Here is an 11787-nt window from a genome sequence, read left to right as displayed (position 1 = left end):
CGCGAGATGCCTGGAGCGCTGGCCGGGGGCCTGCGCGGCGCACCGGCGGGCCACTCGGGCCCGCCGGCGCGTCTTCCGGAGGTCTGGACCACGCGGGGAGGGCGGCCGCAGACCGGTTTCAGGTCAGCCGTGGCCCGTCAGGCGCACAGGACCCGCGTCTCGGGGGTGTAGGCCGGACCGCCGCTGACGCTCGTGCGGTCGCTGAACTCGGCGTAGTAGTACGAGTAGAAGCCGATGTTGCCGTTGCAGCCGGAGTCGGCGGCGATCTGGAGAGTGAGCGTGACGGTGCGGCTCTGGCCCGGCGGGATCGTGGCGCCGTAGTTCGCGCCGAGGTTGGCGGGGCCGGTGCCGGAACACGGGGTGGCGCCCGCGGCGGTGGCCAGAGTGCACGACGTGAAGCTGTACTTCAGGTCAGGTCGCTGCGTGGTGAGCCACGTCGGGTCGATCGTCTGGTAGACGAACCAGATGTCGTAGGTGGCGTTGTTGGTGAGCGTCATCGACAGGTTCACCGTGCCGCCGGGCGTGGTGGTCGCGCTGTCGGAGCTGAACGTCAGGGTGGCCGGGGCGGGTTCGGCCGCGCTCGCGCCGGGCGCGAGGCCGAACGCGGCGAGCAGCAGAGCGAGGACGGCGGTGAGACCGAGGCGTCTCATCAGAGGTGATCGCATGGCCCGGGAGGCTAGGCGCGCGCCGTCCGCCCCGTCTGCACCACCGGAGCCGGATCGACCGGAAGTGATCCTGGCGTGATGGATTCGTGGTGACGGTGTGAAGTGGCGGTACGAGGTGTGGGCCGCCCGGGTCGGGCTGTACCCGCTTCGATGCCGATTGGCGCGTATCGCGAGGGCGCCGAAGGCTGCTCCCTACTTAATGAAAGGTGAAAGAAAAGTCGTGACGGAGTTATTGACCGGACCGGAGGACCGGCGGCAGGGTTCCCGAGAGCGCGCTCATTTCCGTCAACTCTCGTTCCGAGGAGCCCCTTTCATGCCCGCAGTCGGCCCACCGCACAGACGCTCCCTCATCGCCGCGCTCGTCCTGGCGCTCGCCGCGGCCCTGCTCGCCCTCGCGCCCGCGACCAGGGCGGAAGCTGCCCCGACCCTGCTGTCGCAGGGCAAGCCGGTGACCGCCTCCAGTACGGAGAACGCCGGCACGCCCGCCACGGCAGCGGTCGACGGCGACAACGGCACCCGCTGGTCCAGCGCCTTCTCCGACCCGCAGTGGATCCGCGTCGACCTCGGCGCCCCCGCCGCGCTCAGTCAGGTCGAACTGCGCTGGGAGACCGCCTACGCGTCGGCCTACCGCATCGAGATCTCCCAGAACGGCACCGACTGGTCGACGGCCTACTCCACCACGACCAGCACCGGCGGCACCGAGACCCTGAACGTCTCCGGCACGGCCCGCTACGTCCGGGTGTACGGCACCGCCCGCGCCACCGGATGGGGCTACTCCCTCTGGGAGTTCAAGGTCTACGGCACCCAGGACGGCGGCCCCACCCTCCCCGGCGGTGGTGACCTCGGCCCGAACGTCCATGTCATCGACCCCTCCACACCCGGCATCCAGGCCAAGCTGGACGAGGTGTTCGAGCAGCAGGAGTCGGCCCAGTTCGGCAGCGGCCGGCACGCCTTCCTCTTCAAGCCCGGCACCTACAACGGCCTCAACGCCCAGATCGGCTTCTACACCCAGATCGCCGGGCTCGGACTCAAGCCCGACGACACCCTGATCAACGGTGACATCACCGTCGACGCGGGCTGGTTCAACGGCAACGCCACGCAGAACTTCTGGCGTTCGGCGGAGAACCTCGCGGTCAACCCGGTCAACGGCACCGACCGCTGGGCCGTCTCGCAGGCCTCCTCCTTCCGCCGCATGCACGTCAAGGGCGGCCTCAACCTCTCGCCGGACGGCTACGGTTGGGCCAGCGGCGGCTACATCGCCGACTCCAAGGTCGACGGTCAGGTCGGCAACTACTCGCAGCAGCAGTGGTACACCCGGGACAGCTCCATCGGCGGCTGGTCCAACTCGGTGTGGAACCAGGTCTTCTCCGGCACGGTCGGCGCCCCGGCGACCGGCTTCCCCGAGCCGAAGTACACCACCCTGGCGAACACGCCCGTGTCGCGCGAGAAGCCGTTCCTGTACCTCGACGGCAACGAGTACAAGGTGTTCGCGCCCGCCCTGCGCACCAACGCGCGCGGCACGACCTGGGAGAGCGGCACCCCGCAGGGCCAGTCCATCCCGCTCAGCGACTTCTACGTGGTCAAGCCGGGCGCCAGCGCGGCCACCATCAACCAGGCCGTGAGCCAGGGCCTGCACCTGCTGTTCACCCCCGGCGTCTACCACGTCGACCAGACGATCCAGGTCAACCGGGCAGGCACCATCGTGCTCGGCCTGGGCCTCGCCACGATCATCCCGGACAACGGCGTCACCGCGATGCGCGTCGGCGATGTCGACGGCGTCCGGCTGGCCGGCTTCCTGATCGACGCCGGCACGGTCAACTCCAGCACCCTGCTGGAGGTCGGCCCGCAGGGCGCGAGCGCCGACCACGCGGCCAACCCGACCACCGTCCAGGACGTGTACATCCGGATCGGCGGCGCGGGCCCCGGCAAGGCCACCACCAGCATGGTCGTCAACAGCGACGACACGATCATCGACCACACCTGGGTGTGGCGCGCCGACCACGGCGACGGCGTCGGCTGGGAGACCAACCGGGCCGACTACGGCGTCCGCGTCAACGGCGACGACGTGCTGGCGACCGGACTGTTCGTCGAGCACTTCAACAAGTACGACGTGGAGTGGTACGGCGAGCGGGGCCGGACGATCTTCTTCCAGAACGAGAAGGCCTACGACGCGCCCAACCAGGCCGCCATCCAGAACGGCACCACCAAGGGGTACGCGGCCTATCGCGTCGACGACTCGGTCACCACGCACGAGGGGTGGGGCCTGGGCAGCTACTGCTACTACAACGTCGACCCGAGCATCCGCCAGGACCACGGCTTCAAGGCGCCGGTGAAGCCGGGCGTGAAGTTCCACAGCCTGCTGGTGGTCTCGCTCGGCGGCAACGGCCACTACGAGCACGTCATCAACGACACGGGCCCGTCCACGGTCCCGTCCGGCAGCTCCACCGTCCCGTCCACCGTCACGTCCTTCCCGTGACCGACTCCCTCCGGGCCGGGCTGTCCCCACGCCCGGCCCGGAGGGCCCTCACAGCCTGTTCTTACTGAGCCGCCCGGTCCTGGAGGTTGGTCTGCCAGGCCGGGTTCGGCTCCTTCTGCTCCGTCTCCACGGGGCGTCCGCCGCGCGCGAAGAAGTCGGCGAGCGGGAGGATCGCCGCGCCGACCGTGACCGCGTCCGGGCCGAGGGTGCCCAGGTCGACGGTGACGTGCGCGGCCGGGTAGCGCAGCGAATAGGCGGTGGCGTGGGCCCGGACCGAGTCCAGGAACCGGCGGCCCAGTTGGAGCCCCGCCCAGCCGCCGACCAGGATGCGCTCCGGCTGGAACAGGTTGATCAGGTCGGAGAAGCCCGCGCCCAGGTACTCGGCGGTCTCCTCCAGGACCTCCAGCGCGGTCTCGTCCGCGGCGCCCTCGGCCGGATAGGCCGCGGCGAGCATCGCCGTCAGCGCCGTCTCCTCGTCCACTCCCGTGGGCGGCCGCCCTCCCGCCTCCGCCCACCGCTCCAGCAGCGCCTCGGCGCCCGCGTAGGCCTCCAGGCAGCCCTGGGCGCCGCAGCGGCAGCGCCGCCCCCGGACCCGTACGGTCAGATGGCCCCACTCCACGGCCCGCCCCGGCCCCATGTCGGCGGAGACCACGCAAGCGCCGACACCCGACCCGAAGAGGACCACGGCCGCGCTCTTGGCGCCCCGCCCGGCGCCGAACCACATCTCGGCCTGGCCGAGCGTCTTGGCGCCGTTGTCGACGTAGTAGGGCACCGTCTCGGGCAGCAGCCCCGACTCCCGCAGATACCGCTCCAGCGGTACGGCGTCCCAGCCGATCGTCTGCCCGTGCACAATGGCGCCCTCCGCCGCGGAGTGCGCGACGATGCCGGGGACGCCGATGCCGACGCCCAGCAGCCCCTGTGCCGGGATCCCGGTCCGCTCCAGCACCTCGGCAATGCCCTCGCGCAGGTACCGGACGACGACATCGACGTCGTACCGGTCGACCCGCCGGGGCCCCTCCGTGGCCAGTGGCTTCTCCACCCGGGCCAGCTCGGTGAGCGCCAGGTCGAACAGCTCGATCCGGACCCGGGTCTCGCCCACGTCGATGCCGATCATGTGCCCGCTCTGCGGGCTGACCCGCAGCAGGGTGCGAGGCCGTCCGCCGACGGAATCGACGCTTCCGGCCTCCTCGACCAGTCCCTCCGCCATCAGCTCGGAGACCACGTTGCTCACCGATCCGGAGCTGAGGCCGGTGGCGGGCCCGAGCGAGAACCGGCTGAGCGGCCCGTCGAAGTACAGCCGCTGCAACACGGCGGTGCGATTCTCCCGCCGCAGGTCACGTACCGTACGACCGCTGCGTACTGTCACCCCTGCTCCCTCTTTCTGACGCCCGCGCCGCAACGACCTGGGCCGGGGCTCTTGACGCGATCTTAGCTTGACGCTTAACTCACGTCCTAAATTAAGCCGTGGGGGTTTCGGGTCCGCACGCGGGGCGCAGCTCCGGATCCTCCGCAGGCGAACAGTCGCTCCTTCCTGGAAGGCCCACTGAACTCATGCGCAGAATCAGAGTCGCAGCCATCGGCGCCGTCACCCTCTCGCTCGTCCTCACGTCGGCTGCCTGCGGCGGGGGGTCGTCCGGCTCGGAGGGCTCCAACGAGCAGCCCAAGACGCTGACCTACTGGGCCTCCAACCAGGGTGCCAACCTGGAGGTCGACAAGAAGGTCCTCCAGCCCGAACTCGACAAGTTCGAGAAGGAGACCGGCATCAAGGTGAAGCTGGAGGTGGTGCCCTGGTCGGACCTGCTCAACCGCATCCTCACCGCCACCACCTCCGGCCAGGGCCCCGACGTCCTGAACATAGGCAACACCTGGAGCGCCTCGCTCCAGGCCACCGGCGCCCTGCTGCCCTGGGACGCGAAGAACTTCGACGCGATCGGCGGCAAGGACCGCTTCGTCGACTCCGCGCTCGGCTCCACCGGCGTCCAGGGCCAGGACCCGGCCGCCGTACCGCTGTACTCCATGGCCTACGCGCTCTACTACAACAAGAAGATGTTCGCCGACGCGGGCATCGAGAAGCCGCCGGCCACCTGGGACGAGATGGCCGAGGTCGGCAAGAAGCTGTCCAAGGACGGCAAGTGGGCGCTCGGCGCCGAGGGTTCGAACCTCTCCAACAACATCCACCAGGTGTTCGTCCTCGGCAAGCAGCACGGTGCGGACTTCTTCACCCCCGACGGCAAGGCCGACTTCACTTCCGACGGCGCTGTCGCCGCCGTGAAGCAGTACGTCGACCTGATGGCCAAGGACAAGATCATCGCGCCGGGCAACGCGGAGTACGCGCAGAACCAGTCCCTGAGCGACTTCGCCAAGGACAAGACGGCGATGGTGCTCTGGCAGACCGCCTCGGCCACCTTCAAGTCCCAGGGCATGAAGGACGACGAGTGGGGCGTCGCCCCCGCCCCCGTCCAGGACGGCACCCCCGGCACGGGCACCAACACCAACTCCATGGTCGCCGGTATCAACATGGCCGTCTTCAAGAACACCAAGAACATCGACGGCGCCAAGAAGTTCGTGAAGTTCATGACGAGCGACGCCGAACAGAAGATCCTCAACGGCGCCTACGGCTCCATCCCGCCGGTCAAGGCCGCCCAGGAGGACCCCGCGTTCAGCGGCCCCGCGCTCGACGTCCTGCGCGAGACCCTCGCCACCAGCGCCAGCGCGCTGCCCCAGGTCCCCGAGGAGTCGCAGTTCGAGACCGTCGTGGGCACCGCCGTGAAGGAGCTGTTCGCCGACGCCGCGGCCGGCCGGGCGGTCACCACCGAGTCGGTGAAGGCCAAGCTCGAAAAGGCCCAGCAGCAGATGTCCACCTCGTGACGACGGATTCCACCATGACCACCACCGCTGCCTACGGCACGGGCGAGCGGACAGTACAGAAGCAGGACCCCCAAGCGGCGCCCCCCAAGCGCCGCTTCGGGCGGCTGCGCGATGTGTCCCTGCCGTATCTGCTCCTCCTGCCCGCCCTGCTCCTGGAACTCCTGGTCCACCTGGTGCCGATGGTCATCGGCATCGTGGTCAGCTTCAGGGAGCTCACCCAGTTCTACATCCGGGACTGGAACACCGCGCCCTGGACGGGCCTGGACAACTACAAGATCGCGGTCGACTTCGACGCCCCCGTCGGCGAGGCCCTGCTCAAGTCGTTCGTCACGACCTGTCTGTTCACCGTGCTCTCGGTCGGCCTGTGCTGGCTGCTGGGTGCCGCCGCGGCGATCTACCTCCAGGAGTCCTTCCGCGGCCGCGGCCTGCTGCGCACGATCTTCCTCGTGCCGTACGCGCTGCCCGTCTACGCCGCCGTCATCACCTGGGCGTTCATGTTCCAGCGCGACAACGGCCTGGTGAACCATGTGATCCACGACCAGTTGGGGCTCACCGACTCACCGCCCTTCTGGCTGATCGGCGACAACAGCTTCTACACCCTGCTCGTGGTCTCGGTGTGGAAGGGCTGGCCGTTCGCCTTCCTCATCATCATGGCCGGGCTCCAGAACATCCCGCGCGAGATGTACGAGGCCGCCGCGCTCGACGGCGCCGGGATCTGGCAGCAGATCCGCCGGATCACGATGCCGTCCCTGCGCCCGGTCAACCAGGTCCTCGTCCTGGTGCTGTTCCTGTGGACGTTCAACGACTTCAACACGCCCTTCGTGCTGTTCGGCCGGGCGGCGCCGGAATCGGCGGACCTGATCTCGCTCCACATCTACCAGTCGTCGTTCCAGACCTGGAACTTCGGCACCGGCTCCGCGATGTCGGTCCTGCTCCTGCTGTTCCTGCTCCTGGTGACCGGGGTCTACCTCGCCGTCACCTCCCGCGGAAGGAAGACCGCCGATGTCTAAGGCGCCCCGCTCGCCGATGGCCGCCCCGCAGTCCTTCCTGTGGAGCCGCCGGATCTTCCTCACCCTGCTCACGGTCTTCGTGCTGCTGCCGGTGTACGTGATGATCTCCAGCTCGCTGAAGCCGCTCCAGGACGTGTCGGGGAAGTTCCAGTGGATCCCCTCCGGCCTCACGATCCGCCCGTACTTCGACATCTGGGAGACCGTCCCGCTCGCCGACTACTTCGTCAACTCGCTGATCGTGGCGGGCGCGGCGACCGTCTGCTCCGTGGCCATCGCCGTCTTCGCGGCCTACGCGGTCAGCCGCTACAACTTCCGCGGCAAGCGCGTCTTCACGGTCACGGTGCTCTCCACCCAGATGTTCCCGGGCATCCTCTTCCTGCTGCCGCTCTTCCTCATCTACGTCAACATCGGCAACGCCACCGGCATCGCCCTGTTCGGCTCCCGCGGCGGTCTGATCCTCACCTATCTGACCTTCTCGCTGCCGTTCTCGATCTGGATGCTGATCGGGTACTTCGACTCGGTACCCAAGGACCTCGACGAGGCGGCCAAGGTGGACGGCTGCGGGCCCCTCGGCGCCCTGTTCCGGGTCGTCGTACCGGCCGCGATCCCCGGCATCGTCGCCGTCGCCGTCTACGCGTTCATGACCGCCTGGGGCGAGGTCCTCTTCGCCTCCGTCATGACCAACGACACCACCCGCACCCTCGCGGTCGGGCTCCAGGGCTACTCCACCCAGAACGACGTGTACTGGAACCAGATCATGGCCGCCTCGCTCGTCGTCAGCCTGCCCGTCGTCGCCGGCTTCCTGCTCTTGCAGCGCTACCTCGTCACCGGCCTGACGGCCGGAGCCGTCAAGTGAGCGTCTGCCCCGACCCAGAGAGGTTCTCTGTGCCCGAACCGATAGACCTCGCCGCCTTCCCCGACGACTTCAGCTGGGGCACGGCCACATCCGCCTACCAGATCGAGGGCGCCGCCGCCGAGGACGGCCGGTCGCCGTCCATCTGGGACACCTTCTCCCACACCCCGGGGAAGGTCGACAACGACGACCACGGCGACGAGGCCTGCGACCACTACCACCGGTGGCCCGAGGACGTGGCGCTGATGCGGCGCCTCGGCGTCGACTCCTACCGGCTGTCCCTCGCCTGGCCCCGGGTCGTCCCCGGCGGCGACGGCCCCGTCAACGCGGCCGGCCTCGACTTCTACGACCGGCTGGTCGACGCCGTCCTGGAGGCGGGCATCACGCCCAACATCACCCTGTACCACTGGGACCTGCCCCAGGTCCTCCAGGACCGCGGCGGCTGGACCGCCCGCGACACCGCCGAGCACCTCGCCGCCTACGCATCCGCCGTCGCCGCACGCCTCGGCGACCGGGTCACCCAGTGGTGCACCCTCAACGAGCCCCTGTGCTCGGCGTGGATCGGCCACCTGGAGGGCCGCATGGCCCCCGGCCTCACCGATCTCACCGCGGCCGTGCAGGCGTCGTACCACCTGCTCCTCGGGCACGGCCTCGCCACCCAGGCGATCCGCGCCGCGGTGCCGGGCGCGCAGATCGGCCTGGTGACCAACCACTCCACCATCGAGGCCGCCTCGACCAGCCCCGCCGACATCGCGGCCGCGACCCGCATGGACGGCCACAGCAACCGCTGGTGGCTCGATCCGGTCTACGGCCGCGGTTTCCCGGCCGACATGCGGGAGCTGTACGGCGTCGAACTCCCCGAGCGGCCGGGCGACCTGGAGACGATCGCCGCGCCGCTGGACTGGCACGGCCTGAACTACTACTTCCCGGTGACCGTCGCCGACGACCCCGAGGGGCCCGTCCCGCACGCCCGTGAGGTCCTGCTGCCCGACGTGCCGCGCACGGGCATGGACTGGCAGATCGACGCCGACGGCCTCGAGGCCCTGCTGCTGCGCCTGACCGACGACTACGGCGTGCGCAAGCTGTACGTCACCGAGAACGGCTCCGCCTTCCCGGACACGGTCGCGCCGGACGGCTCCGTCCACGACCCCGAGCGCACGCGGTACCTGGAGCAGCACATCGCCGCCTGCGCCCGCGCGGTGCGCAAGGGGGCCCCGCTCGCGGGGTACTACGCCTGGTCCCTGCTCGACAACTTCGAGTGGGCCTACGGCTACGACAAGCGCTTCGGCCTGGTCCACGTCGACTACGCGACGCAGCAGCGGACCATGAAGTCGAGCGGTCTGCGGTACGCGGACATCATCCGCCTGCACCGGCAGTCGCAGGCCTGACCCAGCGCCTCCGGCCGGGCCGAGTCTCCTACTCGGCCCGGCCGGAGCGCAGCGTCTTCTTCGCCAGCTCGAAGGCGGGGAGCATCGCCCGGTGCTCCTCGGTGTCGAGGCCGCCGAGGTGCAGAACGACCGGCCCCTGCGCGGTGACGACGGCCAGCGCGCTCTCCTCCTTGGTCTCTTCCAGAAGCTCGTTGGAGTAGAGGTACGTCACCTCGGCACCGTCGAGATCGCCCGCGCCGAACTCGCCGTACTTCTCCTTGCTCACCCCGCCCTGGGCGGCGACGAAGGCCTCCAGTACGGCACGGGCGTCGTCGTCGCCCGGCTCACCGGTCCACGCCCGCAGGAAGCCGATGTTGCCCGCGGGCTTGGCGTCGACCTCGCAGGCCAGGCTGACCGGACCCTGGTCCAGCGGGGCCTCGACGGACTCCGCGGTCCACTCCTCGGCGATGTCGAAGGTGACGGGCAACTCGCAGTCGGAGCCCTTGGCCCCGAGGGAACGGCCACTGTCCGCGACGGAGGAGTCCTTCGCGGCCGCCGACGGACTCGCCGACGCCTTCGCGTCGTTGTCCTCGGCCCCCGACGAACACCCTGCCAACAGCACGACCAGCACCGCGGCACAAGCCGCTCGACGCCCCGCCACTTCGATCTCCCCTCGCGAACCCGGCGGCACAGGGTAACCGAGAGACTGCCGACTCCCGTGAGTCGGGCTCAGGCATGATGACCTTGTGACGGACATCGAACAAGGCGCCGCACAGGCCCGCGTACGCCCCGCGCGCCCCGCCGATCTGCCGTACGTCGCGGAACTGGCGGCCGAACACGCCGCGTACGAGAAAGCGTTGCCGCCGCCCGCCGACCTGCCGCGGCGGCTGGAGAAACTTCTGTTCGGCCCGGCGAACCCGCCCCGCCTGTCCTGCTTCGTCGCGGAACTCGACGGCGGCGAGATCGTCGGCTACGCCTCCTGCGCCCCCGAGGTCTCCACCTGGGACGGCACCGAGTACCTCCACATGGACTGCCTCTTCCTCCGCGACGGCCACCGCGGCCTGGGCCTCGGACCCCTGCTTATGAATGCGGTGGTGGCCGAGGCGCGCGCCCGCGGCCTCGACCTCGTGCAGTGGCAGACCCCGCCGTGGAACACCGACGCGATCCGGTTCTACGACCGCCTCGGCGCCCGCGCCAAGGAGAAACTGCGCTACTCCCTGCCCGTCGACGCCGAGCCCGATTGAGACTCGGTGGCCGGAGTCAGCGGGACCGGGCCTCGGCGACCGGATCGCGGCGGAAGGCCCACTCCATCTTCGGCTCCATCGCGAACCGGAAGACCCGCCGCACCGGCGCCGTGCACAGCGCCGTCACCATCGCGCCGGCGACGAGGGTCACGACGATCTTCCCGAGCGGCTCCTGCACCCAGTCCAGGTGGGACCAGTGGTACTTGTTGGCGGCCTGGATGACGAAGCCGTGCAGAAGATAGCCGTAGAGCGTGCCCGCGCCCAGGGCCGTGAACCACGTGCCGCGGCCGGGGACCAGCGACAGGAAGCACGCCACCAGGATCATCGAGCAGCCGAACAGTACGAGCGTCATGAGCGGCCCGTACCAGGCGGGCGCCGCCAGGTCCTCGGCGCTGGTGCGGTGGAAGAACCACGCGTAGTTCATCCGCGGCACGGCCCAGTAGGCGACGACGGCCGCGCCGAGCAGCACCGGCACCGCGGCCAGGCGCACCTCGCGCCGACGCACCAGCGCGAAGTGCTCCGGCTTCAGAATCAGGCCGAGGACGAAGTACGGCAGGAACTGGAGCGCGCGCTGGAGGTCGAGGTCCTTGCCGATGGTCGGCGTCAGCGTGGCCAGGCTCGCTATGCCGAGCGCCACCGGCAGCGGCCAGCGCGCGATCCGCCAGATCGGCGTGGTGAGCCGCCAGATGAACAGTGCCGCCAGGAACCAGGTGAGATACAGCGGGTCCAGCAGGCTGATGTCACGGCCCGGCTCGTTGTCCGTCCAGCGCGTGAAGAAGGTGTACGCCACCTCGAACACGACGTACGGCACGGCGACTCCGGTCACCAGCCGCTTCACGCGTCCCGGGGTCGCATCGAAGGTCCGCGAGAAGTAGCCGGAGATGACGATGAACGCCGGCATGTGGAAGGCGTAGACGACCATGTACAGCGCGGTGACCGTACGGCTCTCGTCCCGCAGCGGCTCCCACGCGTGCCCCATCGCCACCAGCACGATGGCCAGGTACTTGGCGTTGTCGAAGAACGCGTCCCGCTCCTTGACCGACCGAGCAGTCCGTCCGGCCGGCGCCGCGGCCGTGCCGTCGTTCGCTCCGGGCGGCGCCTGGGCCTGTCCGAGACTGCGCATGGGCAGCGTTTGCTGATCGAGACCTTCTCGATGGAACCCGGACAGAGCAGAACACCTCTTAGTGAGTTACCTGTGTGGCCCATGTGCCGACACCCGGGACACCGTAGTCACGCACCCACAGCCGCGTAAACCCGGACGGTCATGATGTGACCGCCGTATCTCCCGCGCGCTCAGCCGCTCG

At 69.6% G+C, this 11787-nt stretch carries 10 protein-coding genes; 6 read left to right on the top strand and 4 right to left on the bottom strand.

Annotated features, from left to right (window positions below; translation table 11 throughout):
• Positions 1 to 137 precede the first annotated feature (137 nt).
• Positions 138 to 665, bottom strand: a complete 528-nt coding sequence (locus BN159_RS03670; RefSeq protein WP_041818794.1) for a COG1361 family protein — start codon at positions 663 to 665, stop codon at positions 138 to 140.
• 313 nt (positions 666 to 978) lie between these two features.
• Between BN159_RS03670 and BN159_RS03665 the strand changes: the two genes are divergently transcribed.
• Entirely contained in the window at positions 979 to 3141 is a 2163-nt protein-coding gene (locus BN159_RS03665; RefSeq protein WP_015655552.1) for a discoidin domain-containing protein, read from the top strand.
• A 61-nt stretch (positions 3142 to 3202) separates the two neighbouring features.
• Here the strand turns inward: BN159_RS03665 and BN159_RS03660 are convergent, their stop codons facing one another.
• Entirely contained in the window at positions 3203 to 4507 is a 1305-nt protein-coding gene (locus tag BN159_RS03660) for an ROK family protein (protein ID WP_015655551.1), read from the bottom strand.
• Between the two features lie 185 nt (positions 4508 to 4692).
• Between BN159_RS03660 and BN159_RS03655 the strand changes: the two genes are divergently transcribed.
• Genes BN159_RS03655 through BN159_RS03640 form a run of 4 tightly spaced genes read left to right on the top strand, consistent with a single transcriptional unit; the run spans position 4693 to position 9260 of the window.
• Complete coding sequence (locus BN159_RS03655) at positions 4693 to 6009, top strand: ABC transporter substrate-binding protein (RefSeq protein WP_015655550.1); 1317 nt, start codon at positions 4693 to 4695, stop codon at positions 6007 to 6009.
• A gap of 14 nt (positions 6010 to 6023) precedes the next feature.
• Entirely contained in the window at positions 6024 to 7019 is a 996-nt protein-coding gene (locus BN159_RS03650; protein WP_015655549.1) for a carbohydrate ABC transporter permease, read from the top strand.
• Between the two features lie 16 nt (positions 7020 to 7035).
• Positions 7036 to 7875 (top strand): carbohydrate ABC transporter permease, encoded by an 840-nt coding sequence (locus BN159_RS03645; RefSeq protein ID WP_041818792.1) that lies wholly within the window; start codon positions 7036 to 7038, stop codon positions 7873 to 7875.
• Positions 7876 to 7904: 29 nt separating this feature from the next.
• Entirely contained in the window at positions 7905 to 9260 is a 1356-nt protein-coding gene (locus tag BN159_RS03640) for a GH1 family beta-glucosidase (protein WP_041818790.1), read from the top strand.
• Positions 9261 to 9288: 28 nt separating this feature from the next.
• Here BN159_RS03640 and BN159_RS03635 read toward each other — a convergent pair whose 3' ends face one another.
• Entirely contained in the window at positions 9289 to 9900 is a 612-nt protein-coding gene (locus tag BN159_RS03635) for a lipoprotein (protein ID WP_015655546.1), read from the bottom strand.
• Between the two features lie 85 nt (positions 9901 to 9985).
• Between BN159_RS03635 and BN159_RS03630 the strand changes: the two genes are divergently transcribed.
• The gene (locus BN159_RS03630; protein WP_015655545.1) at positions 9986 to 10483 is read left to right on the top strand and encodes a GNAT family N-acetyltransferase; all 498 of its coding nucleotides are present in this window, start codon (positions 9986 to 9988) and stop codon (positions 10481 to 10483) included.
• A gap of 16 nt (positions 10484 to 10499) precedes the next feature.
• On the opposite strand, the gene BN159_RS03625 is transcribed toward BN159_RS03630, so the two are convergent.
• Complete coding sequence (locus BN159_RS03625) at positions 10500 to 11606, bottom strand: acyltransferase family protein (RefSeq protein ID WP_015655544.1); 1107 nt, start codon at positions 11604 to 11606, stop codon at positions 10500 to 10502.
• Positions 11607 to 11787 lie beyond the last annotated feature (181 nt).

This window comes from Streptomyces davaonensis JCM 4913, assembly GCF_000349325.1.
GTDB classification, from domain to species: Bacteria; Actinomycetota; Actinomycetes; order Streptomycetales; family Streptomycetaceae; genus Streptomyces; species Streptomyces davaonensis.
Note: the sequence above shows the minus strand (reverse complement) of the source record. Positions and strands in the feature narration are given on the sequence as shown.